General features: G+C 45.3%; 24 protein-coding genes, 1 pseudogene and 1 other annotated feature. Of the genes and pseudogenes, 8 read left to right on the top strand and 17 right to left on the bottom strand.

All coding sequences use genetic code 11. The annotated features are described in order from the left end of the window. Positions 1–30: 30 nt before the first annotated feature. Positions 31–351 (bottom strand): hypothetical protein, encoded by a 321-nt coding sequence (locus MLD56_RS10425; RefSeq protein WP_029517061.1) that lies wholly within the window; start codon positions 349–351, stop codon positions 31–33. A 389-nt stretch (positions 352–740) separates the two neighbouring features. On the opposite strand from MLD56_RS10425, the gene MLD56_RS10420 reads away from it, so the two are divergent. Next, positions 741–980, top strand: a complete 240-nt coding sequence (locus MLD56_RS10420) for a hypothetical protein (protein WP_013370782.1) — start codon at positions 741–743, stop codon at positions 978–980. A 129-nt stretch (positions 981–1,109) separates the two neighbouring features. Here MLD56_RS10420 and MLD56_RS10415 read toward each other — a convergent pair whose 3' ends face one another. Next, positions 1,110–1,259 carry a hypothetical protein gene (locus MLD56_RS10415; RefSeq protein ID WP_023988262.1) on the bottom strand — a complete coding sequence of 50 codons (150 nt, stop codon included), beginning with the start codon at positions 1,257–1,259 and terminating at the stop codon, positions 1,110–1,112. 216 nt (positions 1,260–1,475) lie between these two features. Between MLD56_RS10415 and MLD56_RS10410 the strand changes: the two genes are divergently transcribed. Beyond that, positions 1,476–2,495 carry a hypothetical protein gene (locus MLD56_RS10410; protein ID WP_029517060.1) on the top strand — a complete coding sequence of 340 codons (1,020 nt, stop codon included), beginning with the start codon at positions 1,476–1,478 and terminating at the stop codon, positions 2,493–2,495. Positions 2,496–2,613: 118 nt separating this feature from the next. Here the strand turns inward: MLD56_RS10410 and MLD56_RS10405 are convergent, their stop codons facing one another. The 3 genes from MLD56_RS10405 to MLD56_RS10395 all read right to left on the bottom strand — a co-directional run bounded on the left by MLD56_RS10405 (position 2,614) and on the right by MLD56_RS10395 (position 5,208). Continuing rightward, on the bottom strand, positions 2,614–2,952 hold the full coding sequence (locus MLD56_RS10405) for a L,D-transpeptidase (RefSeq protein ID WP_029517059.1): 339 nt from the start codon (positions 2,950–2,952) through the stop codon (positions 2,614–2,616). 82 nt (positions 2,953–3,034) lie between these two features. Further along, entirely contained in the window at positions 3,035–4,132 is a 1,098-nt protein-coding gene (rsgA, locus tag MLD56_RS10400) for a ribosome small subunit-dependent GTPase A (protein ID WP_029517058.1), read from the bottom strand. 479 nt (positions 4,133–4,611) lie between these two features. Continuing rightward, positions 4,612–5,208, bottom strand: coding sequence for a DUF2087 domain-containing protein (locus MLD56_RS10395; protein WP_029517057.1), 597 nt, complete (start codon positions 5,206–5,208; stop codon positions 4,612–4,614). A 294-nt stretch (positions 5,209–5,502) separates the two neighbouring features. Here MLD56_RS10395 and MLD56_RS10390 point away from each other — a divergent pair, with 294 nt between their 5' ends. The 3 genes from MLD56_RS10390 (at position 5,503) to MLD56_RS10380 (ending at position 7,568) form a co-directional block, all read left to right on the top strand. Beyond that, a complete protein-coding gene (locus MLD56_RS10390) occupies positions 5,503–6,474 on the top strand; it encodes a YpdA family putative bacillithiol disulfide reductase (RefSeq protein WP_029517056.1) in 972 nt (323 codons plus the stop codon). Positions 6,475–6,496: 22 nt separating this feature from the next. After that, complete coding sequence (locus tag MLD56_RS10385) at positions 6,497–6,940, top strand: DUF441 domain-containing protein (protein ID WP_029517055.1); 444 nt, start codon at positions 6,497–6,499, stop codon at positions 6,938–6,940. 115 nt (positions 6,941–7,055) lie between these two features. Further along, entirely contained in the window at positions 7,056–7,568 is a 513-nt protein-coding gene (locus tag MLD56_RS10380; protein WP_029517054.1) for a hypothetical protein, read from the top strand. 133 nt (positions 7,569–7,701) lie between these two features. Here MLD56_RS10380 and MLD56_RS10375 read toward each other — a convergent pair whose 3' ends face one another. Then, positions 7,702–8,004 (bottom strand): HesB/YadR/YfhF family protein, encoded by a 303-nt coding sequence (locus MLD56_RS10375; RefSeq protein ID WP_029517053.1) that lies wholly within the window; start codon positions 8,002–8,004, stop codon positions 7,702–7,704. Between the two features lie 583 nt (positions 8,005–8,587). Here MLD56_RS10375 and MLD56_RS10370 point away from each other — a divergent pair. Next, positions 8,588–10,345, top strand: coding sequence for an ABC transporter ATP-binding protein (locus MLD56_RS10370; RefSeq protein ID WP_029517052.1), 1,758 nt, complete (start codon positions 8,588–8,590; stop codon positions 10,343–10,345). After that, on the top strand, positions 10,345–12,429 hold the full coding sequence (locus tag MLD56_RS10365; RefSeq protein WP_029517051.1) for an ABC transporter ATP-binding protein: 2,085 nt from the start codon (positions 10,345–10,347) through the stop codon (positions 12,427–12,429). The genes MLD56_RS10370 and MLD56_RS10365 overlap by 1 nt, the downstream gene beginning before the upstream one ends. 124 nt (positions 12,430–12,553) lie before the next feature. On the opposite strand, the gene MLD56_RS10360 is transcribed toward MLD56_RS10365, so the two are convergent. The 3 genes and pseudogenes from MLD56_RS10360 to MLD56_RS10350 all read right to left on the bottom strand — a co-directional run bounded on the left by MLD56_RS10360 (position 12,554) and on the right by MLD56_RS10350 (position 16,240). Continuing rightward, a complete protein-coding gene (locus tag MLD56_RS10360; protein ID WP_029517050.1) occupies positions 12,554–13,522 on the bottom strand; it encodes an S-layer homology domain-containing protein in 969 nt (322 codons plus the stop codon). A 262-nt stretch (positions 13,523–13,784) separates the two neighbouring features. Further along, positions 13,785–15,514: pseudogene (gene argS / locus MLD56_RS10355) on the bottom strand (arginine--tRNA ligase). 62 nt (positions 15,515–15,576) lie between these two features. Beyond that, positions 15,577–15,833, bottom strand: a binding site (T-box leader). A 77-nt stretch (positions 15,834–15,910) separates the two neighbouring features. After that, on the bottom strand, positions 15,911–16,240 hold the full coding sequence (locus MLD56_RS10350; protein WP_029517049.1) for a four-helix bundle copper-binding protein: 330 nt from the start codon (positions 16,238–16,240) through the stop codon (positions 15,911–15,913). A gap of 264 nt (positions 16,241–16,504) precedes the next feature. On the opposite strand from MLD56_RS10350, the gene MLD56_RS10345 reads away from it, so the two are divergent. Continuing rightward, complete coding sequence (locus MLD56_RS10345; RefSeq protein ID WP_029517048.1) at positions 16,505–17,020, top strand: MogA/MoaB family molybdenum cofactor biosynthesis protein; 516 nt, start codon at positions 16,505–16,507, stop codon at positions 17,018–17,020. Between the two features lie 66 nt (positions 17,021–17,086). Here MLD56_RS10345 and MLD56_RS10340 read toward each other — a convergent pair whose 3' ends face one another. The 8 genes from MLD56_RS10340 to MLD56_RS10305 form a co-directional block, all read right to left on the bottom strand. Further along, a complete protein-coding gene (locus tag MLD56_RS10340) occupies positions 17,087–18,550 on the bottom strand; it encodes a nicotinate phosphoribosyltransferase (protein ID WP_023988249.1) in 1,464 nt (487 codons plus the stop codon). A gap of 118 nt (positions 18,551–18,668) precedes the next feature. Beyond that, complete coding sequence (locus MLD56_RS10335) at positions 18,669–19,235, bottom strand: cysteine hydrolase family protein (RefSeq protein WP_029517047.1); 567 nt, start codon at positions 19,233–19,235, stop codon at positions 18,669–18,671. 67 nt (positions 19,236–19,302) lie between these two features. Further along, the gene (locus tag MLD56_RS10330) at positions 19,303–20,091 is read right to left on the bottom strand and encodes an NUDIX domain-containing protein (protein ID WP_023988247.1); all 789 of its coding nucleotides are present in this window, start codon (positions 20,089–20,091) and stop codon (positions 19,303–19,305) included. Between the two features lie 65 nt (positions 20,092–20,156). After that, positions 20,157–20,579, bottom strand: a complete 423-nt coding sequence (locus MLD56_RS10325) for a PaaI family thioesterase (protein ID WP_029517046.1) — start codon at positions 20,577–20,579, stop codon at positions 20,157–20,159. A 120-nt stretch (positions 20,580–20,699) separates the two neighbouring features. Further along, the gene (locus MLD56_RS10320) at positions 20,700–21,152 is read right to left on the bottom strand and encodes a YlbF/YmcA family competence regulator (protein ID WP_023988245.1); all 453 of its coding nucleotides are present in this window, start codon (positions 21,150–21,152) and stop codon (positions 20,700–20,702) included. Positions 21,153–21,232: 80 nt separating this feature from the next. Next, positions 21,233–22,786: a tRNA (N6-isopentenyl adenosine(37)-C2)-methylthiotransferase MiaB gene (miaB, locus tag MLD56_RS10315; RefSeq protein WP_029517045.1), complete on the bottom strand. Its 1,554-nt coding sequence runs from the start codon at positions 22,784–22,786 to the stop codon at positions 21,233–21,235. Between the two features lie 300 nt (positions 22,787–23,086). Beyond that, the gene (gene pduL, locus MLD56_RS10310) at positions 23,087–23,659 is read right to left on the bottom strand and encodes a phosphate propanoyltransferase (protein WP_013309962.1); all 573 of its coding nucleotides are present in this window, start codon (positions 23,657–23,659) and stop codon (positions 23,087–23,089) included. Between the two features lie 142 nt (positions 23,660–23,801). Beyond that, positions 23,802–24,890, bottom strand: coding sequence for a low temperature requirement protein A (locus tag MLD56_RS10305; RefSeq protein ID WP_029517044.1), 1,089 nt, complete (start codon positions 24,888–24,890; stop codon positions 23,802–23,804). Positions 24,891–24,939 lie beyond the last annotated feature (49 nt).

Raw genomic sequence — 24,939 nt, 5'->3', positions numbered from 1 at the left:
CCAAGGTTTCATATAATTTCATGTGTGTATTTACCCATTTTTTTCATTTTGAAACAGAGAACGCCTTCCATACACAGGCGCTTCGTCCTGAGTTGTCGAAAAAGCGCGCTGAATACGCACAGTACAGCCTTCCCGCAAGCCGGATCCTGTAAGTAGCTGGTTATCTCCCACCCTGAACCAGAGCCCTTCCGGGAACTTTGCTTCCATAATATATTGCATGCCTTCCGCCGGAGGCTCGCCGAAAATGCGCACACCCAGCATCAGCTTTAAATGTTCCACCGAGTATTCATCAGCTACCTCGATGTCAAACCACTCTGTTTCCTGTCGTCCTGAAAGCACGGTCAGGATCATCTGTCATCCCTCCCGATCCTTAATATATAGCAAAGTTCACGCAAAAAGCCTATTTCCACGGAAATATGGCTATCGTAACTGTAGCATCCGACTATTAGACTGTCAATTTGTTACAAAATACCCACTCCAAAAATAAAATAGTGACTTTGGTCATAGTTTCTCATATTAGTAGAGTCATTGGTATCAATAATATGTATTGGATCGGTTCTAATATGGGTATATACGTCATTTTGTCGATTAGTTAGAACTAAATTCGATTGTTACCTAGATTGTTGTGAACACTTTGTAAATTTTTCAGACCTTTATGTTTTTATAAGGTGTTTTTAAGGTAATTTTAAGAAACGGGCACTACAATTAAGCCATGAAATAACTCAGGCGAGGTGATTTTTGTGAGAACATTAATTACATTTCAAAACAAACGTATTCCCGTATACTTCAATCAAGAAAATAAGCAACCAGTACAAAAAACATTAAAACTTCTAAGTAACACTTTGGAGAATAAAATCTCCAGCGGCAAGCGTGCCCTTCAAAAATGCCTTAACTCTTTGATCAGTATAGAGATTGTCGGTTGTGAAGCCATCCTGCATAGTGTTAGTGAAAATGATTCATTGGCATTGTCCCTCTATTAAGAGGGACTTTTTTTTGTCCACTTTAGACACACAAAAAAGAGAGGGACATTTCAGCACCCTCTCCATATCAGCAGCTTTAAAACATGATACATGTGACTTACCGCAGCTTATGGATTGATCAGACTTTATTTAAAGTATTCTGCGATAACCTTTTTTACCGCCTCGTTCCTTATTCTGCGCCTTCTCAATCCGTATTCTAAACAGTTCTAGTAAATTAGCGCGTGTATGCTCTTCCCGGCAGTTGTCCAGCTTTTTTAAGATAAAACGGTCAATGGACATATGACTCAGGCTCCTTTACAGCAAGCTGCCCCTGCTTTTCAAGGGGATGATCAGGCTATCCATTTTTAACCATTCTGCCTGTTGTTTAAACAGGTACGTTCCTTATAGGATAAAGCAGGCGGGATTACATACCCTTTAATAAGGGTAAATACATAAAGTTTCGATAATTTTATCACGTTAAGCCTGGAAGCTATGGACAAGGAGCGAACAAAAACCATGAGTAAACACATGATTACCAAAATAGTCTGCAACCTTTTATTCGCATTCTTAATTCTAACGATGCTGGCTGCATGCAGCAGGGAAAAAGCTTCAACCCGGAGTATAGCCCAACATGAAGCTGAAGCACGTGCCTACACCGTAACGGGTAATCCCAACCAAGGTGCATCATCCCTTGATGAACGAGCTGCCAATCATACACCTGTCCATCAGCAAGGCAGCAGCTATGTCGAAATATCAGGTGGCGTCAGCATTGATAAAAATACCGTGAAGGTTACAGGACATTCCAACCTCCCGGCCGGAGCACGGATCAAAGGGAATCTTGCGGTCAAAAACTCCCTGTTAACTGGGTACACGGATGAGACAACCGTTCAAAAGGACGGAAGTTTTGTACTCCAGGTACAACGCCCCGGAATACAGGGCAGTATGGATCTGACTGTTCTGTTCCGTCCAGATGACCAAGACAATGAAATACGAAATCTGTATGGCAGCGGTGGCAACAAATTGGAAGGTCCTTATGTATATCAATACGAAGAAAACAAACAGCTTCTGCATGAAGTTCGGATTGGGGCTGAATTTGATCCTGAACAAGAACGCAATACCCCTTTAGTTAAGCCCGTCTGGAACAAACCTAAGGACTACGGCAGCCCTCAAGTGTGGATTAAGCCTGATGTGAAGCAAGAGGGTAACTATTATCATGTATATGCGCGCAGCAATTTGCTGGAAGGGTCGGACGTCAAACTCAAGATTGATTTTCCGGGACGATGGCAGTTTGGCTACGATGATCAAACCAAAGTTATGCCTGACGGCTCCTTCAGCATGAGGGTCAAAAAGCCGAGCCTTGCCAACCGCTACATCATAATCATAAGTTTCGAACCAAACGAAGATATGTGGACCAACGCCAAACAGGCGTATGGTACACAAGGAGAACGTCTTTCGGGACCGTTAGTCAAATCTGCAGACGAAAAAGAGGGCTCCAAACAGATTGAAGCCCGTATCCCTATCCAACCCAAATCGTAACTAAACGCAGCATCTAACTTAAAGTTACGGCCGTTCGCCATGAAATACGCTTCACAGATACAGTCTATGACGCGGTTTCCACGTATGAGTAGATACAGAGTCTCATGTCGTCTAGCCGCTACGGCTGTATCGTGACTGGCGTGCCTATACTTACCCTCTCCTGAAGCTCAAGCACATCCTTATTCTGCATTCGAATGCAGCCATGTGACACCATCTTGCCAATGGACCATGGCTCATTGGTGCCGTGAATGCCATAATGCGGCTTGGACAGCCCCATCCAGAACGCTCCGAAAGGTCCGCCCGGATTAGGTTGTTTGTTAATAATCGTAAATTGCCCATGCGGTGTCTGTGTAGCCAGCTTGCCAATACCGACTGGATAATTAAGAACAATCTGATCTCCATCCTTCAAATATAAACGACGATCCGATAAATCCACCACAATGCTGTAGTTCGGCATATATTCACCCCTTTATACCATATGCCGACTACAACATAGATTTTCGTATATTTTTACATTTGATACTTCACTGCAGTTCGGCTCACCACTCCACATCACGTCGCCAGCCACTTCGCTGATCCCTACGCCCCGGGGTTGTGCTTGAACGGCTATCTTTCCTGCGCCGGTCTGCTTCCTTACGCGCCTGATATTCCAGCTCCCGCTGCATTTTGCGATAATTGTTCACTCTGGATTCCGACAATTCCCCTCTCTCTATAGCTTCCTCCACTGCACATCCAGCTTCGCCCTTATGCTTGCAATCTGCAAAACGGCACTGCTGCGCCGTTTCCATAATATCCGTGAAGGTATGAGCGACACCCATGGAATCATCCCACAGATTAAGCTCGCGCATACCAGGTGTATCCAGCAAAACGGCTTGCTTTGCGATAGGAAAAAGCTGTCGGTGAGTGGTTGTGTGCCTGCCCCGACTGTCTTCCTCCCTCACATCCTGTGTCAGTTGAACCTCAGACTCGGAGAGCCAGTTTACTATCGTGGATTTGCCACTACCGGAAGAGCCTGTCAAAGCAACTGTAGAGCCAGGCTGAAGAAACGTCTCCAGTTGCTCTCTGCCTTCATTCTGCAAAGCAGAAATAACGATAACAGGTACACCAGGGGCAACTCCCTCCGCTTCAGCAACCCGTTGTTCGACATCTTCACAAAGGTCACTCTTACTCAAAACGACAACCGGGTTTACCCCGCTGTTCCAAGCCATAATTAAATACCGTTCCAGTCTGCGCATATTAAAATCATGATTCAGCGCATTAACAAGGAACAGCGTATCCACATTGGTAGCGATCAGCTGCTCCCTCGTCTCAAAGCCCGCTGCCTGTCTAGATATTCGACTTTTCCGCGGCAAGACGGCATGAATTACTGCATCCGACACTTCATCTGGCGTAGTGATTGCTAGCCAGTCCCCTACAGCAGGCATTTCCGCCGGATCGACAACAGCATGTCGTAGCTTACCTGAAGACACTCCCCAGCGTTCTCCATCCATTGTGATAAGCTTCACCTTTTGTCCGTAATCGGCAATCAAGCGAGCAGGACGTACCTGTGTATTTCCTGTGCGTTCCTCAAAGCCTTGCTTCCATTGGTCCCAAAAAACGTTCCAGTAATCAGACCAACCGTATTCATGTATACTCATTGTTTTCCTCCTGAATTCATTGTTCATTTTTGATCGTAATGTTATTTGATAGGTGTACATTTTCTCCCCGCATGCGAACAACGCGAAAAATCCGCAGGGGTTTCCCTGCGGAGGGTATACGATTCAGGTCGATGCGATCCGTTCGTTCACTTAAGCAAGCAGTCTCTCACAGACCACTCCCCAGAACCAACAACTGGATAACAAGACGCCTAACCATAAAAAATCCGCAGGGAATCACTCCCTGCGGATTTTGTTGGTTCTACTGTCCAACCAACTGCTAAGCCAAGACTATAGATCTATACAGTCTTTAACTGTGCATTGTCCGTGCGGGAGACAAGTCATTCTGCTGCTGAACCCATCCATTCATGTTCGTACGCATATAACATCGCCTCCTCCTAAAATTTCCTTTATCATACAAGTCCATCAATTGTCTGTCAAGGCAGCTACGAAACTTTTTTGAAATCTTTGTCAAGTTTCGTTTAGCGTACCTGATCCCAGCGCGTCCACATCTCACGCGGGTTCAATTCGTACATTTCCCGTTCCCTGTACATAAACTGATGCATAATCAGCTCACGCCGAATCGTTGCAAAATCCTCATGGTATTGCTTGATCCACTCGTTTAATTCACGTTCAGGATACATGCGGCCTGGCTCCAGCTTTTCTGCCAGCATCTGAAGTACGATCAATTTTTTCTTATACTGCGCAGGGATTTGGCGCAACTTGCCGTCCTTGGAAAAAAAATTGCGTAAGACCGATGCCTCCAGCGTTTCATTCAACTCTGACATCTCTTCCTCCCCCTCTCCTTTTTCGAAAATAAATCGCACCGTCGCCTCGGCATGCTGCCGGATCAATTCTGGATTCAGTGTAAAATACACCGTGTTTTTATCACGTCGTTCCTTAATCAACCCAGTCTCACGAAGTTTGGAAGCATGATGCGTAACAGTCGGTTGGGACAAATTCAGCTTTTTCGCCAAAGCTTGGCCATGCATCTCCCCACAGGACAAAAGAAGTAGTATCCGCATTCGCGTTGGATCAGCAAGTGCTTTATGATAATTGACCATTTTATCCAGTTGCATCGTTATTGCACCTCTTTTCACTAGTACATACTTGCTATGCAAACGAATTCAATCACATAAATTAGATATATATATAATTATATGTTCACTAAATGTGGCTGTCAATCTTCACCGTCTGTCATCTTTTCTGAAAACGGCTGGATATTGTGTTCGCATTGCGGTAGGATTATTATTTGAAAACTTCTCACATACTGAGCGATTTGCTTCAATCCTGAGATCCGTTTTTAATCGTCAAAATAATGTTAACCCTACAAAACTGGCGTAATAAACCAATACAACTGGAGGTTCAACCAAATGCACGACGTAATCATTATCGGTGGCGGACCCTGCGGACTATCTGCTGCAATCGAATGCAGCCGCAGAGGTTTGCAAACTGTCATTATTGAAAAAAGCAACATCGTTCACTCCATTTTTCTGTATCCGACGAACATGCAGTTTTTTAGCACCGCTGAACTACTTGAAATCGGTGATATTCCATTCAGTACCCCTAATGACAAACCTTTTCGTCATGAAGCACTGGCGTACTATCGTAAGGTAGCCACTCATTATAACTTGAACATTCAGCATTATGAGGAGGCCCAGTCCATTCATCGCCAGGACGACGGTACATTTACGGTACACACCCTGAGCAAAGGAGAAATAACCAAAACGTATTCGTCACGCTATGTCGTTGTGGCTACAGGATATTTTGATCATCCGAACTATTTGGGCATTCCCGGGGAACAATTGGATAAAGTCACTCACTATTTCAGCGAAGCCCATCCCTACACAGGAACCCGGGTTGCAGTTATCGGTGGCAGTAACTCTGCGGTAGATGCTGCGATGGAATTAGTGCGGGTCGGAGCTACGATTGATATGGTATATCGTCGAAGCGAGTTGTCCCAATACATCAAGCCGTGGGTTCGTCCACTGTTTGACAGTATGGTACAAAAAGGGAAGATCACGCTGCATTTAGGCGCACGCATTACCGAAATTCATCCAGACCATGTCGTAGTCACTCCGCTGGACACTGAAGCATTCCGACTCGAAAATGATTTTGTACTGGCACTGACTGGATTTCACCCGGAACGAAAACTACTGGAGTCTGTCGGCGTTCATATGGCTGAAGATCTGGACAAACCAGAATTTAATCCTGCCACGATGGAAACGAACATCCCAGGTATATATGTCGCGGGGGTCATCGCTTCAGGCAGCAATGCCAATGAAGTGTTTATTGAAACAGGCCGCTGGCACGGGCGTCAAATCGCGGAGCATATCCAAAGCTAAATAAACGAAGGAGAACATCTGTATGGATTACAGCTCACTTATCTTACTGGTATTGGCTGGTCTTGGGATTGTTAGTGGCAACTCTACCGTGACTATTGCCATGGTTGTATTACTGCTACTGCGGGTAACCAGCTTTCACACTGCTTTCCCCTGGCTTGAAAAGTATGGCCTGACGATCGGAATTATTATTTTGACGATCGGGGTCATGACCCCGCTAGCCAGCGGTAAAATCAGTATCAATCAGGTGATGGAGTCTTTCCTGCACTGGAAATCTCTGCTCGCGATTGGTATCGGAATTCTGGTAGCCTATCTTGGCGGCCGCGGAGTAACTTTAATGTCTGGACAGCCCATTATTGTGACAGGTCTACTGATCGGGACCGTCATTGGCGTTGCCTTCTTTAAAGGAGTTCCTGTTGGACCTCTAATTGCTGCCGGATTGCTTTCCTTGTTAATCGGCCGCAGCTAAATTCGTACAACAAGTATAGGAATACATGATAGCAATCTGCATGTCGGGCTGAATTCAGTCCCGCTTTGTGGTATACTCATATCGCATAATTTGGTAAATGCAGGAGGCTTGACCGATGTCTCGACAATTTGTAACGGAAGCTGTAATGGTGGCTATATACGGCCAACTACTTACATCTCCCGCCCCTGTGGAATATATGGTGCCTTACACATCACTGCTAGAGCTATACGAATTCCAGGATAGCACAGAGCCGCTCATGGATAATCCTATGGACGATCAACATGTGAAGCAGAAGGTAAGCGAGTTGATCAGTTATTTTGAAGAACCGTTGAATCAGAAAAAAATTCGGCGTGCCCTTCAGATGCCTTGGGCCAAGAGCTTGCCTATTCTATTCGATGCCAATACATCACTCATTATCATTAATGCTGTTGATACAGCACATTACGGAGAATATTTTGATCCAATTGAGACTGAACTGGTGTTGACAGCTCAGCGTGAATCATTACCTATTCTGACGGATCAATTAGACTGGATTCACCGCATTATCGAAGCTTCCGTACCCGTACATGTGTACGACATTGATGATTTTGATTTTGCACTCGATGGCCCGATACTTAACAACCCTTAACATACGACATACCTGCCTTAACCACAAAAAAGCGGCGGAGCATCATGAACAGGTTCATCTCCTGTAACACGTTACTCCGCCGCTTTTCATGTCCAAGAACAACTATTTGCACGCTATGATTGACAGTGGAGCACTAAGCTTGTCCATCCTCAACATAGGTATAAATAATGTCATCATGTTCCTCCAAATACTTAACTTCCAGATGATGGCCCTTCAGATACCAGTAATCCTGGTCCTCCATATAAAACGTAATGCCAGCCGCTTCATGCTGTAATACGGGGTGCTGCGGAGGCTCTACGGCAATTCCCAGAGAAAAGCCTGGATGCAACCCACCGCCAGAGCTATAGCGAACAAAAAAACGGATCGAATCTCCAGGTTTCAAACCAAGCTCCTTAATGTACCACTGTGCCGCAGGTTCAGTTACCTGTATGCTCATACGTTATGCTCATCTCCTTGTACAATGACGTCTGCCAACTATATCATAGCATCTTTTAGAATGACCACCAACCGTCCCAACCCAGCGAGCTTCTTGGACAAGTCATATACATTTTTTTGAAAAAGGTTTGACAATTCGCAAAAAAGGGTGTTAAGATTCAACCATACGAGATCCATTTTGAAATTTATTACCAATTTGAACGATTACTCATGTTAGAATGAATCCATTTTGAGGAAGAAAGGAGTGTTACCGGTGCTAAAATTTCCTATTGCATTTTACCCACATCTACAAACACAACAACTTCATACCGGAGCATCTCCCCTGTCGCATCCTTCAGAATTGGGCCATTCATGTTGTATGGTTTAATACGAGTGGCTGCCTGCGTTTGAGCAGTTTTTCAGTGGTGAGTGTGCTGAAAATACCTGCGCGCCATATGATATTGAGATTTAAGGCATATCGTCTGCGGACGGTATGCCTTTTTTGCGCCTGTTGTCGGATCATACTTGTGGCAGCAAGCCCTGTTGTTTCTTCAAAATGGTACACAACTCTCGAATGAACTTGTCATGAAAGGATGGGATTCCTCTTGTTTTCAGTACTTAAAAATTTAAGCTGGTTTTTTAAAAGAGAACGAAGCCGATACTCCATTGGACTGTTTTTGCTGATAGCTGTTGGTGTACTGGAGCTTGCTCCACCTCGGCTGCTAGGTAGTGCCATTGATGAAATTGTGCGCGGTTCGATTTCCTGGTCCTCACTTTGGCATTATATTTTGTACATCATAGGCATTCTAGCCGTCATTTACTACATTACGTACATATGGATGCACAAGCTGTTTGGTGGTGCCAATCTGGTGGAGCGCTTACTGCGCACACGCTTTATGAATCATCTGCTGCGGATGACCCCTCCATTTTTTGAACGTAATCGCACTGGCGATCTGATGGCTCGTGCTACGAACGACCTTCGCTCCGTAGCAAGTACAGCGGGCTTCGGCATGCTGACACTGACAGACTCTACGGTCTATCTGAGCGTGGTATTAGTTGCCATGGGCACCCTAATCAGTTGGAAGCTGACACTGGCAGCTATCCTGCCCCTACCTTTTATTGCACTGGCTATGAGCATTTACGGTAAAGCCGTTCATGAGCGTTACACACTGGCACAAGATGCATTTGGTGATATGAACGATCAGGTGTTGGAATCCGTGGCTGGTATCCGGGTCATTCGCGCCTATGTGCAAGAGCGAATGGACGAAAAGCGTTTCGCTGATATTACTGACGATGTATTTCGTAAAAATCTGGCTGTCGCCCGGATGGATGCCCTCTTTGAACCAACAATCCGTTTATGTGTAGGACTTAGCTACGTCATTGGACTCGGGTATGGTATTTATCTGGTATTTCATAACGATATCACGCTAGGCGAATTGGTCTCCTTTAATATGTATCTAGGAATGATGATTTGGCCGATGTTTGCCATTGGAGAGCTGATTAACATTATGCAGCGCGGTAGCGCTTCACTGGACCGGGTCAATGAAACGCTCGATGTCCAGCCAGACGTTCAGGATGCCGCTAAACCTGTTCCAGTAGACCGCCTCGAATCCATCAGGATGAAAGATGTTACTTTCCGTTACCCTACCTCCACTATTGACAATCTGTCACATGTGAGTCTGGATCTCAAACGCGGAGAAACGCTAGGCGTCGTCGGTAGAACTGGCAGCGGAAAATCCACTCTGCTCAAACAGTTACTGCATGAATATCCGACGGGTAGCGGTGATATTTTAATCTCCGGCATACGTTTGGAGGACATTGCAGTAGAACAACTACACAGCTGGATCGGCTACGTGCCGCAAGAGCAAATTTTGTTTTCCAAATCAGTGCGCGAGAACATTCAATTCGGGAAACCTCATGCAGATGATGACGACATTATGGAAGCAATCCGTACTGCTGCCTTCGATCAGGATTTAGGTACCCTGTCTGACGGGCTGGATACACTGGTCGGAGAAAAAGGTATCGCCCTGTCTGGCGGCCAGAAGCAGCGCGTTTCGCTGGCACGCGCCTTTATCGGTGACCCGGATATTCTATTGCTCGACGATGCACTGTCTGCAGTAGATGCCCGGACGGAAGCTAGAATTATTGACAATATCCGACGCAAGCGCTCAGGTAAAACGACTCTGATCTCCACCCACCGCCTCTCCGCTGTAGAACATGCAGACCGGATCGTCGTGTTGGAGCAAGGACGCATTATTGAGGAAGGAACCCACAACGAGCTGCTTCAGACTGACGGATGGTACCGACAACAGTATGAACGGCAACAAGTGGAATCTGATCTGACCTCAGGGGAGGTATCCTAATGAAACCCAATATCGGCAAAAGGCTATTCCAGTACGCGCTGACGAGCAAAGCAGGTTTTATCGCCGCTCTCATCGCTTTGGCTATCGGAGTAGCTGCCGAGCTGGCTGGTCCCTTCATCGCCAAAACGATGATCGACGACCATATGCTCGCTATTGAAAAACCATTTTATGAAACAACTCGTGTGGACGGCACTGTAAGCTATGCGGGAATCCACTTTAAGCGTGAAGATCGCTTTGAGTCCGGGGAGACTAAAGGTCGCGAAGCGAGAATTTTACAAGTTGGAAAATCTTTCGTATTTGTGGATGGCTCGGTTCAAGTGGCTGACGGTAATCGCTCCTTTACGAACGGAACGCTGACTGTGACACGCGGCTCCGACACCTTTCGCTATGAAGCCAAGGCTCTGACAGCTGATGAACTGTATAGCTTTTACAAACCGGAAATGCCCGGTATCTTTCAGCTGATTGGTTGGTATTGCTTCTTCCTGGTTATTTCCATTTTTGCTGAATTCGGCAAAACATACTGGCTGCAATCCTCGGCGAACAAGGTCATTCAAAAGCTTCGGCTTGATCTCTACGCGCACATCCAGCGGTTGCCAGTTTACTTTTTTGATAACTTGCCTGCAGGCAAAGTCGTATCCCGTGTTACGAATGACACTGAGGCAGTCAAAGATTTGTTTGTGGCTGTGCTCTCAAATTTCACTTCAGGGATTGTGACGATGGCAGGAGTATATGTTGCACTCTTTTTACTGGACTTCAGACTGGGCCTTATCTCTCTGTTTATTGTACCGTTAATGATCTTGTGGATTGTATTGTATCGCAAGGTCGCCACCCGCTATAATACGATTATTCGGTCCAGACTTAGTGAAATTAATGCGATTATCAATGAATCGATTCAAGGGATGTCCATTATTCGCGTGTTCCGCCACCAGAAGCAAACGCAGCAAGAGTTTGAAGAACTGAATGATGACTATATGAAGCATCAGAATAAAATGCTGAATTTGAACGCCTTCACTTCGCACAATTTAGTCAACGTGTTGAGAAATCTCGCCTTTGCCGTCGTGTTGTGGTATTTCGGATCTGAGGCGCTCGGAACGACAGGTAGTGCTGTTTCACTAGGCGTATTGTATGCCTTCGTCGATGTGCTGGGTCGACTGTTCCAACCTATGACGGGTATGGTCAACCAACTCGCCGTACTGGATACTTCTATCGTATCCTCAGGACGCGTATTTGAGTTGATGGACGAAACTGGAGAGCCGGTGACCGACGGCATGATGCCGCGCTACAAAGGCCAGGTAGAGTTTAACGACGTTTCCTTTGCCTACAAAAAGGATGATGTACTTAAGCATATCTCCTTTACAGCACAGCCCGGGCAAACGGTTGCCCTTGTCGGACATACCGGATCAGGCAAAAGTTCGATTATCAACCTGCTATTCCGGTTCTATGATCCGCAAAAAGGAACGATCACCATTGACGGAACGTCTGTCAAAGACATCCCTAAGCAATGGCTTCGCCATCATATGGGTATTGTTCTTCAAGATCCATATTTGTTCACAGGTACGGTAGCCTCCAATGTCAGTCTCGGAGACAGCCGAATCACGAGAGAACAGGTGAATAAAGCGCTGCATGATGTTGGAGCTGACAAATTGCTGGCCCATTTGCCGCAAGGATTCGATGAGCCCGTTATTGAGAAAGGTAGCACCTTATCAGCCGGACAACGCCAGCTTATTTCCTTCGCTCGTGCATTAGCCTTTGATCCGGCAATTTTAATTCTGGATGAAGCTACTGCCAATATTGACACCGAAACAGAAGCGCTCATCCAATCCGCTCTTGAGGTACTTAAGAAGGGACGTACGACCTTTATCATTGCTCACCGTTTGTCCACCATTCGCAGTGCGGACCAAATTTTGGTGCTGCATCGGGGTGAAATTGTTGAACGGGGTAGCCATGACGAGCTTATGGCCCAAGGCGGGCGTTACTTCCAAATGTATCAGCTCCAGTCGGGAACAGTTGCAACAGAATCCGATTCAATCTCTGCTACGCCTCCTGCGCAAAATGATTTACTTACTGGCAAAGTCAGCATTTAAAGCTAGAATAGCCCTATTGCTCAGGACTAACGATGAACATTTGGCATGAAAAAACCAGCAAGTCTCCCCCACAAATTGGAGGCTCGCTGGTTTTATTTATATCTATAACATATGGCTTGTAATTTTATTTAGCTACAGATGTGCCTGTTCCTGTGGGCGGAAGCACTGTTCCATCTACCGCTTTAAGCGTAACCTTATACTTACTGTCTACCATTGTACTTGTGTGGGTATCCGTAATGACCTGAATATTCATTTCCCCTGGCTTTGGACTAGTCAACTTGTAGTAAATTACTGCATTTGTATCACCTACGTAGTCGATGTGATCCACTTCAATGCCGTAACCCGGATTAGGTGCCTGCAAACGAGTAATTGTCACTTTGTTCTGCTGGTCATTCGCCTTCTCTATACTCATACTAATGTTATTTTGGTGAACCGGATCTGCAGGCTCAACCGGATTTTCAGGAGTGGATTCAACTGGTTTATGATTTTGCACAAATTCGGATGCGTTATAGACCATTTCTGCTGCCTCCATCCGGGTTACTTTACGATCCGGGTTAAAATTGCTCTGTTCGTCCAATTTTGCAATTTTGGTCAACAGCAGGAATTGAACTGCTGCGTTAGATTCCTGATCTAGTTTTTTGCCATCCGCTACATTAATGTACATACGGACAGTTGGATATTCACCCGTTGCACTCACTGCTTTATACAGAATATTAGCAAATTGTTCTCTTGTCATACGAGTGCTGGGATCAATATCTGGTGACAAAGGGATTTGGTGTTGGGCTGCAATCCGATAGGACTGAGCATACCATGCGGAAGCCGGAATGTTTGCAAAGGAACCCGTTGTGAAATCAGGCATCACCTGAAGATCCATTGCACGAACAACCAAGTGTACTCCTTGTGCATACGTGAGCGTTTGATCCGGTGCAAATTTATCCTTGGTTATTCCTTGAATAATTCCTTTGTCCTGAAGTGAGTTTACGATCTTCTCCTGTTCAGCTCCCTTTATATCCAGAAAAGCAGAAGCCGACGTAGCCACTGCCAATGAGCAGACGACAAGCAGGGCAGCTGTCACACTTTTGTTCTTTTTCATGAGATACACCTCCATGTTTACTTTGCTTCTATACTTACCGACGCAATAGAATCATCAAATGTTTCAAATATACACAAATTGGTTGCAAAACGGTGGAATTCCTGCGATTAGTGTACCCGTCTAACTCTTTTCTGCTCACAACATTTATGCATACCCAAAAGTGGCTGCAACAGATTAATCTTTTACAGTATTCCTTTGGAAGAGCCAGGTATGGGTAGCAGTCATCCCGCCAGCAAAAACTCGCTCCCTTCGTTCGCTTTGCTTACATCCGATTCGGTGCTTTCAGACCAAGAAGTTGCAGCGCGCATGCCAGAATATCGGCAGTTTGTTCCGCCAACTGAATACGCCATTGTCCACCATCGACAATCCTTTCCTTGGCGTAAAACCGGTTAAACGCCTGGGCCGTATCCAATGCAAATCTCGCAATTACCGAAGGCTCTAGTTGGCGAGCCGCACGTATCAGTTGCCCGTGATAGCGACCCAATTGCTTAAGCAGCGCCCAACCTGCGTCACCCAATATTTCATCCGATACGCCATTCAAATCACGAGAATGGCTATCTTGGACAAGGTCATTGTCGCTAGGGTTAGTATTAACATCAACATCGGCGCGAGCGTGAGCTTTCTCCAGAAGGCTGCGTATGCGCGCATGAGTATACTGCACATAAGGCCCGGTCTCGCCTTCAAAGGTCAGCGCCTCCTCCAACGAAAAGTCCACTTCATTCAGCCGGTTGTTTTTTAAATCACCAAAAATAATCGCCCCGATGCCAACGTCCTCCGCTATTGCCTGTTGTTCCTGTAAACCAGCGTTCTTCTGAGTAATGATGCCTTGAGCACGCGCTACAGCTTCATCCAGCACCTCCTCCAGCTTCACAACCTTGCCACGTCTTGTGGACATTTTCTTACCCGCAAACCGCATTAATCCAAACGGCACATGCTCACATTGCTCCGCCCATGCCTCCCCTGCATGCTTCAGCACCGCAAACACCTGCTGGAAATGCAACTTCTGTTCTCCACCAACGACGTACAGCAAACGATCAGCCTTCATCACTTCATGACGATAAATCGCTGTTGCCAGATCACGTGTCGGATAAATGGTGGTTCCATCCTTTTTCAGAATAAGACACGGAGGCAGTTCCTCGTCTTCCAGGCGAACTACGAGCGCCCCATCACTTTCCTCCAACAATCCTTTTGCTCTTAATTGATCAATAACTGCCTGCATCTATCATTGTAAAAACTTTCTCCCAGCACATGGTCAAATGCAATGTTTAGACGCTGGTACATACGATCAAATTCACCCAGACTGATTTCAACAAAAAACTCCCATAGTTGTCGAGCCTCCGCATCCCCATGTTCCAAACGTCGGAACCACTCGCGCCCTTCATCCTCCAAAGTCGGATCATGATCGGCCTCCTGATGAAAACGCACATATAGCTTTAGCGATTCACCAATCGGATCATGTTGTAACTGCTCCTCATTTCCCCATCTTTTATAGGCCGCAATTTGCTTACCAAACTGTGTTCCCCAATCCCCAAGATGATTCACACTAATAGGTACATAACCTGTTTCACCAAGTATGCGATACAAGGCAGCACCGATAACCGTAGAGCGAAGATGACCGATACCAAACGGTTTGGCAATATTAGGCGAGGACATATCAATAACTACCCGCTGCCCGTTCCCGATATTAGGCCTGAGGAAATCAGCCTTGCTCAATTCAGCAAGCATAAGCGGAATATGAACCGATCGATCCAAGGTTATGTTTACATAGGCACCCGATGCTGAAGCGGTTAAACCTTCTTTATGGCCTACTAGTTCCGCCAATTCCAGTGCAATGTGCTGCGGAGACTTTCGAAACTTTTTAGCCAGCATAAAACAGGGAAACGCCACATCTCCCCATTCAGGCTGCGGAGGCACCTCAAATAAAGATAAAATTTCTTTTTCCTCCAAGCCCGTATGGGCTAATATCGCTTGAGCAGCAATCCTCATTAACATGATGATCTCTCTCCTTCTTTTTATAGAATCTAACAAAAAAAGCCCCCGCCTCTTGAAATCATTCAAGAGACGAGAACTTCAATATCCCGCGGTACCACTCTTCGTAAATCGGTTGTGCAGCTAAAGCTAACTACACAAATCGCGATTTCACTCCAATGACTAATAACGGTGTCTGCCGGGCTGATCTACTAGAAGTTCTGCTCGTTGGATCAACCGTCTCCCGGGTGCGCTTCACATCGGACCTCATACCGGCTTCCACCTCTTCCGGCTCGCTGTAATGATACGGCTCAGCTGCTACTCTCCCGTTCCGTGACGTTAATTCCATTCATTATACAAACCTATTCAGTAGAAAGCAACCTATTATTTCCTCTTCAGGCACTAGTTCCATATATGTAATTACACTGCCACCAATTGGCGGCATGCCTGAACGCAACGACGGCAGGCTTCTGCACAATGATTGCAATGATCATGGGAATGCTTGCTGCATTCAGCAGCACATACCTCACAGGCCTTGGCGCACAGCTCACAGATTTGCTCGGCAAAATCCGTTCCACGCTGCAGCATTTGGGCAGCAAATCCGCATATTTCTGCACATTCCCTACTCACTCGAATACATTCACGCAGCATAGCTAAATCATATTCCTTCAAACTCGCTACGTAACATACATTGCAAGCGTTCATACATTCCAGGCAAGCATCCACGCATTGTTGGTATGAATGATTCATATTACATTACCTCCCAGTTGTTGACCCTGCTGTACTATTACCCGCTGTCCCTTGAGGTTAATCATTTGATGTGCGCGCTTTCAATAATAAAACAAAACAATATAATCCCGACTTATGTAAGGAAGTGTACTATATTCCAGTGTGCAAATGCAAGGATATTAATCACATAGATTTTTAGCCCCTGTTTCTGACTTGCATACGCTCAGTCATTGCTCTATTGTAAAAAGTGTATGTCTAACCACCGATCAAGGAGTGAACATTTTAATGAATATGTCTTCTGTAGAGGAACACCGTCAGGAATCCCCCCAACAAGTGAATTGCATGGTCGTGACTGTCTCGGACACACGCACCGTGGAAACAGATACTGGGGGACGACTGCTCATGGATCTACTAGAAACCAATGGATATACAGTTGTTCGATATGTCATCGTCAAGGATGACTACGAAGGTATTCAGCAGTTAGTATCCGAAGCAGCGGCACAGGATGACATCGAGGCTGTTCTTTTGACAGGTGGTACCGGTATTTCTCCACGTGATACTACATATGAAGCTGTCTCTTCTCTACTGGATAAGGAACTACCTGGCTTTGGGGAAATCTTCCGTTATTTAAGCTTTGCTGAGGACATTGGTTCAGCAGCTATCTTAAGCCGGGCTGTAGCTGGCACTGTGGGCCAGACAGCTGTATTTTCTATGCCTGGCTCACGCGGAGCCGTTCGTTTGGCAATGGAACGCATTATTGTCCCTGAGCTACGACATGTGATGAGAGAAATTTATAAATAAGCTCCTATTTCCTACATGCTTCAACACAAAGAGGCACCCCATGCATTCATGAGGTGCCTCTTCCAACTATTCTTTTTCTTCAACTTCGGGCTGCATATAGCTGTCGATCAGCTTTTGCTTTAGCTCCCATACCTTCTCGCTCAGATTTACACGATAAATTTCAGGGTTCAGCTTCCGCAAATATTCTGGCCAGAACAGTTTCAACTGTGAAGTATGGTAGGCACGAATTTCATCCAGCTCGGGAAGCTCATATACCTTCTGTCCATTTATAAAAATAGGCTCAAGCATCGGCACGGCTTCGTAATTTTCTACATACTTCTTCATATACGGATGCAAAGGGTTAAACAGCTTCAGGCGCTTACCATTACGCGGACGCTCTTCATCCGGAAAAGAAATATAATCGGCTACAGCTCTCCCTTTCTTCTTATCCACAATGCGATATACATCCTTTTTGCCTGGTGTGGATACTTTTTCTGGATTCCCCGAGATCTTGATCGTCGGCAACATTTCGCCATCCACTTCACGTTCAACCAGCTTGTATACCCCGCCAAGCGATGGTTGATCTGAAGCCGTAATAAGCTGTGTTCCTACACCCCATACATCAATACGTGCCCCTTGGGCTTTCAGGTTAAAAATCGTATTTTCATCCAAATCATTGGAAGCTACAATTTGTACGTAATCTAATCCTTCAGCATCGAGCATTTCTCGTGCCTGAATGGATAGATAAGCCAAGTCACCGCTATCCAGACGGATTGCATTCATACGCTTGCCCTGACTCTCCAGCATTTTTGCTGTCCGAATCGCATGAGGAACACCGCTTTCCAGCGTGTCAAAGGTGTCTACCAGCAGTGTAACCTGATCTGGCAATACCTTCGCATACACGTCAAACGCCTCCTGCTCCGTCATAAAGGTCTGCACCCATGAATGTGCATGTGTCCCCTTCGTCGGGATTCCAAAATGTTCGCCTGCCAGCATATTAGAAGTCGCGTCAAAACCAGCCACATAAGCTGCTCGTGCTCCCCAAATCGCTGCATCTGCTTCCTGCGCACGCCGTGTTCCAAATTCGAGCAGTGTATCATCACTTGCCACCTGCTTGATGCGCGATGCCTTTGTCGCAATAAGTGTCTGATAGTTCATAAAATTCAGCAATGCCGTTTCGACAAGCTGCGTTTCCATAATCGTTCCTTCAACACGGACCAGAGGCTCGTTGGGAAAAACAAGGGCCCCTTCTTTCATCGAATGGACCGTTCCACCAAACTTAAACTGGCGAAGCGCCTCCATGAACATGGGATCGTACTTCTCCTCCTGTTCAGACAGGTAGCGAATGTCCTCTTCTGTAAACCGCAAATTTGCAATATAATTCACAATGCGTTCCAGACCCGCGAACACGGCATATCCATTACCAAAAGGGAGTTTACGAAAATACGCCTCGAACACAGCTTTACGCTGGTGACTTCCGTTCACCCAGTGGGCGTACATCATATTAATCTGATATTTATCTGTATGTAATGCGAGGCTCGTTGACTGCATTGTAATCATCCTCTCTGACTGTCTCCAGGTTTGTGGCGCTACCGCCTCATCTGCCCAGATTCAGCAATATCCGGCTCCATTTTGTTATCGGACATTGGTACACAATCGTTAAGTTATTTTACTTCTTCTGGCGTAAAACCGTATCCTCAGCCGATCGTACCGCGGCTCCAAGACTTCCCTCAAAATGACCCAAAGCCCAATCATGTCCAGCTTGATTAAAGCTCGCCACAGCGTCCTTGTATACAGTAATAGCAAAACCTTTGTTATAAGCATCTACAGCCGTATGCAGTACACATATATCCGTACACACACCAATCAGATGAACTTCCACAATACCACGTTCACGCAGCCTGAGTTCCAGATCTGTGCCCGCAAAAGCACTGTACCGTGTTTTATCCAACCAGTAGATAAGATCACTTTGTTGCTCATAGAGGCTATGGAGCTTGCCATACAAATGTCGTCCGTTGGTTCCACGTATATTATGTGGAGGAAACAGCTTGCTCTCCGGGTGATAAAGGTCGTTCTCCTCATGCAAATCCACAGCCATGACGACAAAGTCCCCTTGATCTACATATGCCTGCGTAATTGCTGCGATCCGTTCATCCAACTCAATCGCAGGTTGTCCTACAGGCAAACTACCGTCCACAAAATCTTTCGTGTAATCAATCACAATTAGTGCTTGCATCGTACGGTCAGCTCCTTATCCTCAAAGTGAAATTGTACGTTCTATGCGTGACCTATTACATTAGACGTTACGTGTAGATAGATAAACGCGGTACTCTGTCACTAAAACGGTACAACTGTGCCGGTCTTTGTGAATACTGGTTGGAACTGAGCGGTTTGCCGTTCTCATCACGCACCTCTTCCAGAATTCCCTGTCTGCTACGAGTCGATGTTATTTTGCGAATAAAGTTTGGCTCTTCGAAGTCCGGTACGACACTCTGTATCACCTGATATAATTCACCCAGTGTAAAATGTAGCGGTAAAAACTGTTTGGCGATCGTCGTCTGAAGCATCTGCAACTGAATTTTGCGATAAGCATCTACTATGATATCCCGGTGATCGAATGCCAGCTCCAATTCCTCCAACGCTTCGCGGATTGTGAATAGCCCCACCTCGGAAGCATCATCGGCCGCCTGACGCTGTTCCAACATCCATTCTTCTACCAGCGCAAAAAATGCATGCGATATGATCCAGCCGCGCGGATCACGTCCCGGTCCACTATATACACCCAAATACTCCAGATGCCCGCCGTCCACACCCGTTTCCTCTAACAGTTCCCGCTTGGCAGCTCCATACATGGATTCATCTTCCTGACAAAACCCTCCAGGCAACGCCCAGCGTCCTGCAAACGGCCAACTGCGGCGCTTGATGAGCATCACTTTCAGCTCCCGAATCGGCAATGTCTTTGTTACCGTCTTGCGCTCCCGCTTCGTTAAGGTAAACATAACGATATCCGCCGGAGCTCCATCTGGAGTGCGGTATTTCTTAATGTTATACGACGCCTTTTGCGCCTCTTCGTTTATACGATTGCTATCCATTGGCATCACCATATTATATCGTTTTGATAAATTCATTATGACATAATAAAAATTTTTGTCAAGCGTCAGGCCTTACCTGAATCACTTGCTTGTGTACGTAATACTCGGAAGGTTGCTGTAGATGTAGACCCAAGTGTGCCTTCACTATCCCTTACTTCCGCCTCAGTGGTTATAGTCCGACCTCCCTGATGAAGAATCCGCGCCCTAACCTCCAGTCGGCCTTGCCTCATGGCTGACAAGAAATGAACATTCAGGTTCGTCGTTACACATGGATCCATATTTCGTGAAGCCATACTGACCATCCCCATCGCCTGATCCATCAATGAAGTAAGCACACCCCCATGGACAATACCCATCACATTGGTATGCTCTTGTTTGGCTTCCAAAGCGATCTGTACCTCGTTTGCATCAGCTGCAATCAGCTCACACCCTAAATACTCCCAAAAAGTATTATTTTCGCCCTCTAGCATCTTACCGAACTTATCCATTCCCTTGCTTCCATCCCTTCTATGTTGTCCCATTTCTCTTGATGTCTTATAAATATATACGATGGCAAATTGCTTTCGAAAAAAAGGCGTGGAAGCTACGCCTCCACACCATAAATTTCATTAATCACTGCAATTCGACGAGGAAGTACTTTTTCCCTCTTCAACGTTCACCTTCTCAGCAACGGTATCACGAATCGCCATGATCACCATTTGCAGTAGCTCATTAATTTCCACCTGACTCTGCTGAAACTCCGTTACAATTGGAATACCATCAAGTTCTTCCTGTAGCTCCTGTAGCTCGGCCTCTATTTTGGCAATCATTTTTTGATTTTTTAAGGATTCAAATGCAACAATTTCCTTTTGCTTCTTTTTCATCGTTGCAATCAGTTGCTGAATGCGCCCATGATCCTGAATCTTTTCTTCTGCTTTCCGGAATACCTGTACTTCCTCACTGCTACCCAAAATACCTGCTAATTCTTTGGCTTTTGCCAATATCATTTCGCGATTGACCAAATGATCATGCTGGCGCGCCGCCGATTGAAGTTCTGTTTGTTGCAACCGCTCCTCTGTCATTGTCCATCGCTCCTTTTCTCACTTAGACGGCCCTGCACACAACCTTACTCAGACCGCATGCAACCCGCTAGAATATTCTTTTATCCGTTAACTGCTACAGCCGTTTCAACCAGATCACCTTTGATGTAAAAGGTCATAGGTTCCGTAATTTTCACTTGAACAAAGGAACCAATCAGGTCCTGAGAACCCTCAAAATGTACAAGCTTATTGGAACGGGTCCGACCGGCAAGCACTTTGCTGTCATTTTTGCTCTCGCCTTCCACCAACACTTCAACCACTTCGCCACGCAATCGACTATTAAAGCGAAGGCTGTTTTGGTTCACCGCAATGTTCAGACGCCGGAGACGCTCTTTTTTGACCGACATAGGCACATTATCTTCCATCGAAGCAGCTGGCGTACCTTCACGTGGTGAATAAATGAATGTGTAGGCAAAGTCATAGCCGACCTCGCGCACCAAAGATAGAGTATCTTCAAACTGCTCGTCTGTTTCGCCCGGGAAACCTACAATGATATCCGTTGTCAGAGAAACATGCGGAACAGCTGCTTTAATCTTCGCTGCCAGTTCCAGAACACGCTCACGGGTATATTTTCGGTTCATTTTCTTCAATATATCCGTATTACCGGATTGAACAGGCAGATGGATATGCTCCACCAAATTACCACCCTTACCGAGCACTTCTACCAAATGGTCATCAAAATCACGTGGATGTGATGTTGTAAAACGTACACGCGGGATATTGATTTTGCGCATATCATCCATCAGATCCCCGAATCTGTAATTCAAATCTTTCAAATCCTTACCATAAGCGTTAACATTCTGCCCCAGTAAGGTGATTTCTTTAAAACCTTGACGTGCCAAATCCCGTACTTCAGCGATAACATCCTCTGGACGACGGCTTCTTTCCTTACCACGTGTAAAGGGAACAATGCAATAGGTGCAAAATTTATCACAGCCGTACATAATGTTCACCCAAGCCCGCATACCCTCGCGCTTCTTCGGCAAGTTTTCGATAATGTCGCCTTCCTTAGACCACACTTCGACCACCATTTCTTTGCTAAAGAGTGCTTCCTTGACGAGCTGAGGCAGACGATGAATATTATGGGTACCAAAAATCATATCGACAAAACCGTGTTTTTGCATAATCCGGTTAACGACGTTCTCTTCCTGTGACATGCAGCCACACACGCCGAGCAGCAGTCCTGGCTTTTCTGTTTTGAGATGCTTGAGGTGACCCAGCTCGCCAAACACTTTATCCTCCGCATTTTCACGGATAGCACAAGTGTTTAGTAAAATGATGTCTGCTTCCTTCCGATCCTCGGTTGATTGGTAGCCCATTTGCTCCAGCAAACCTTTTATGGTTTCGGAATCATGCTCGTTCATTTGGCAACCAAATGTGTATACGATGTAATGCTTTCCCTCACCGATATGCTTTAGCTCATCCGGGACTGCGTTATCATATAATACCTGTACATCCTCTTTACCGCGTTGCTTTTCTTTTCTATGGTTCGGCTCCGCCATAATGTTGATTTCACGTCCGCGAATACGGATCTTTTTGCTATGCTCATCTTCAGAAATAATCTTCGCATCCGAGAAATCAAAATATTTGGAGTAATCTTTTGTTTTCTTTTCCATTCCTTAGTCACTCCTTACACCATCTATTTCACGAGCTAATTTGTGATTTTACTGTATCTTTAGGCATGGGTAAATTTATTTTAAGTTCTAAAAAAACCTTTAAAAAAGGCATTACACTAAATTATAGCATGATTTATAGGCCATCGCCATAGATCAACCGCAGATACCATTGAGTGCAAAGTGAACTCATGTTCTTTTTGTACATAAGTGAAGTATTTGTGAATTATATAGTATGTAAAAAGCCCGATTCTTTTGCAAGAATCGGACTCTTTAAGCCTTCCGGCATTTAAATCGTGTATATTAGTCTACGATTTCAGCGTTGTCACCGTTTTTCACACCGGCACCGTTCGCTTCATCTGTATCAATGTGCATATCCAAAGCAAAAGAATCGGACACACGTGCAAGAACATTTTCAAATACAAGACCACGTTCGCCGCCAACACGTACTTTCAGCAACTGCTTGTCCTTAATGTCCCATTTAGCTGCATCAGATGTATGGAAATGAATATGGCGGGCTGCTACAATCACGCCTTCTTGCAGTTCCACTTCACCAGCTGGTCCTTTTACTGTGATTCCTGGTGTACCATCAATGCTACCCGATTCGCGTACAGGTGCTTTTACACCAATAGCAAAGGAATCAGTGCGAGAAATTTCCAACTGGGAAGCGGGACGAGCAGGTCCCAAAATGCGAACCTTATCAAATTGGCCCTTAGAACCAATTACAGCTACCGTTTCATTTGCGGCAAATTGTCCTGGTTGGGACAAAGGTTTAAATTCGGTTAATTGATAGCCTGCTCCGAACAAAATTTCAATATGCTCTTGAGTCAGGTGAATATGACGGGCGGAAACGCCGACAGGTACGATTTTACTCATCGTGTGGTCACTCCTTTTTCTCTATACAATACTTTACACATCCATGCTATTATACTCCTATTTTGCCAAGAAAGAAAAGAAGAGCGTATAAAGTTCCCTTTTTCGCCCCAATCATCGTTAAATATCATCCCTATAAATCAGATCAAATCGTCGTTTTAGCGAACAGGAGAAAGAAAAGCATGATTTCAGCTACAATGAGATGAGGGGGGACGACAATAAATATATTAAGGATAAACAGGACACAGAGTATTCCAGTTAAGAAAAAAATGACTCTGAGACGGGGTTTAAGATGACTTAATCTGTACTGATGAAATACCAGTAAAACCGACAAAAAGTAAATAAAAACAGAAGCAAAGGTAAAGCAAAGCACAAAGATATAGTCTACTTGTCCCAAAAACAAGAGCTGAATCGAAGCAGCTAGCATGCTAAGGGAAAGATAAATAAACAAATGACCATAAATAATAGTCTGTCCTGCTGATTGTTTTGATTTATCTACGCGCTTCTCCATATTCTCAAAATATTGCCACCAGATTGCGATGACTAATATAAAAGCCAAAGCGGCAAATACAACGGAAGAAACCGTAAAATGATCGGATTGTAAAACAGAAAGCATACTTATCACAGATTCGCCAAGCAGAATTAAGGTGAACTGTGCAAATCGTTCTAAAAGATGCTCCGTATGGATTGGTGTGATCACCAACTTTTTACGACCAATCAAAGGAACGAGGATATCAACAGCTATACCGGTATATAAAATCAAATATCGAACCCAAGAGTCAAAGAAAAGGGAGAAACTAGAGATGACTATTCCAATCCAAAAATAGGTTCCGAAAAAACGAGCTGTTTCCTGTTTATGAGCCGTTTCTTTGGGCGCCGAAAGTAAATATTGAACGACAGTTAAACCTCTTAACCCAATATAGCCAACAAAAAAAGATACATAATACGCATCAAAATCTATATTCAAACTGGCAGTCATGATTAACACGAAAAACAATTGCAGGATCATAAAGATTCGATGCGTTATACTGTCTTGACCAAAACGGTTGTTGTAGACAGTTTGCCCCACCCAAGCCCACCATATCGGGATAAAAATCATAATGAACTTCTCCATATGTTCCCACGAGATACTACCATGCTCAACATGTAGTAAAACATGAGTGGCCTTAGAGACAGCAGCTACGAATAGTAAGTCATAAAAGAGTTCAAGCCAGGTAACCTTTTTTATTAACATTGTGTAATGGAGCCCCCTCTGGTATAGCGGTGCAGCATGGTGCACCATC

Source organism: Paenibacillus peoriae, from assembly GCF_022531965.1.
In the GTDB taxonomy this organism is placed as follows: Bacteria; Bacillota; Bacilli; order Paenibacillales; family Paenibacillaceae; genus Paenibacillus; species Paenibacillus polymyxa_D.
Note: the sequence above shows the minus strand (reverse complement) of the source record. Positions and strands in the feature narration are given on the sequence as shown.

What these genes read in the sequence shown, in the direction of transcription:
- MLD56_RS10340 (WP_023988249.1), bottom strand. Translation starts at nt 18,550, where the DNA reads ATGCAGTCAACGAGCCTCGCATTACATACAGATAAATATCAGATTAAT.
- MLD56_RS10405 (WP_029517059.1), bottom strand. Translation starts at nt 2,952, where the DNA reads ATGCCGAACTACAGCATTGTGGTGGATTTATCGGATCGTCGTTTATAT.
- MLD56_RS10365 (WP_029517051.1), top strand. Translation starts at nt 10,345, where the DNA reads ATGAAACCCAATATCGGCAAAAGGCTATTCCAGTACGCGCTGACGAGC.
- MLD56_RS10325 (WP_029517046.1), bottom strand. Translation starts at nt 20,579, where the DNA reads ATGGATAAGTTCGGTAAGATGCTAGAGGGCGAAAATAATACTTTTTGG.
- MLD56_RS10375 (WP_029517053.1), bottom strand. Translation starts at nt 8,004, where the DNA reads ATGAGCATACAGGTAACTGAACCTGCGGCACAGTGGTACATTAAGGAG.
- MLD56_RS10345 (WP_029517048.1), top strand. Translation starts at nt 16,505, where the DNA reads ATGAATATGTCTTCTGTAGAGGAACACCGTCAGGAATCCCCCCAACAA.
- MLD56_RS10385 (WP_029517055.1), top strand. Translation starts at nt 6,497, where the DNA reads ATGGATTACAGCTCACTTATCTTACTGGTATTGGCTGGTCTTGGGATT.
- MLD56_RS10390 (WP_029517056.1), top strand. Translation starts at nt 5,503, where the DNA reads ATGCACGACGTAATCATTATCGGTGGCGGACCCTGCGGACTATCTGCT.
- MLD56_RS10395 (WP_029517057.1), bottom strand. Translation starts at nt 5,208, where the DNA reads ATGCAACTGGATAAAATGGTCAATTATCATAAAGCACTTGCTGATCCA.
- pduL (WP_013309962.1), bottom strand. Translation starts at nt 23,659, where the DNA reads ATGAGTAAAATCGTACCTGTCGGCGTTTCCGCCCGTCATATTCACCTG.
- MLD56_RS10335 (WP_029517047.1), bottom strand. Translation starts at nt 19,235, where the DNA reads ATGCAAGCACTAATTGTGATTGATTACACGAAAGATTTTGTGGACGGT.
- MLD56_RS10425 (WP_029517061.1), bottom strand. Translation starts at nt 351, where the DNA reads ATGATCCTGACCGTGCTTTCAGGACGACAGGAAACAGAGTGGTTTGAC.
- MLD56_RS10320 (WP_023988245.1), bottom strand. Translation starts at nt 21,152, where the DNA reads ATGACAGAGGAGCGGTTGCAACAAACAGAACTTCAATCGGCGGCGCGC.
- MLD56_RS10305 (WP_029517044.1), bottom strand. Translation starts at nt 24,890, where the DNA reads ATGTTAATAAAAAAGGTTACCTGGCTTGAACTCTTTTATGACTTACTA.
- MLD56_RS10330 (WP_023988247.1), bottom strand. Translation starts at nt 20,091, where the DNA reads ATGGATAGCAATCGTATAAACGAAGAGGCGCAAAAGGCGTCGTATAAC.
- MLD56_RS10415 (WP_023988262.1), bottom strand. Translation starts at nt 1,259, where the DNA reads ATGTCCATTGACCGTTTTATCTTAAAAAAGCTGGACAACTGCCGGGAA.
- rsgA (WP_029517058.1), bottom strand. Translation starts at nt 4,132, where the DNA reads ATGAGTATACATGAATACGGTTGGTCTGATTACTGGAACGTTTTTTGG.
- MLD56_RS10360 (WP_029517050.1), bottom strand. Translation starts at nt 13,522, where the DNA reads ATGAAAAAGAACAAAAGTGTGACAGCTGCCCTGCTTGTCGTCTGCTCA.
- MLD56_RS10380 (WP_029517054.1), top strand. Translation starts at nt 7,056, where the DNA reads ATGTCTCGACAATTTGTAACGGAAGCTGTAATGGTGGCTATATACGGC.
- MLD56_RS10410 (WP_029517060.1), top strand. Translation starts at nt 1,476, where the DNA reads ATGAGTAAACACATGATTACCAAAATAGTCTGCAACCTTTTATTCGCA.
- miaB (WP_029517045.1), bottom strand. Translation starts at nt 22,786, where the DNA reads ATGGAAAAGAAAACAAAAGATTACTCCAAATATTTTGATTTCTCGGAT.
- MLD56_RS10350 (WP_029517049.1), bottom strand. Translation starts at nt 16,240, where the DNA reads ATGAATCATTCATACCAACAATGCGTGGATGCTTGCCTGGAATGTATG.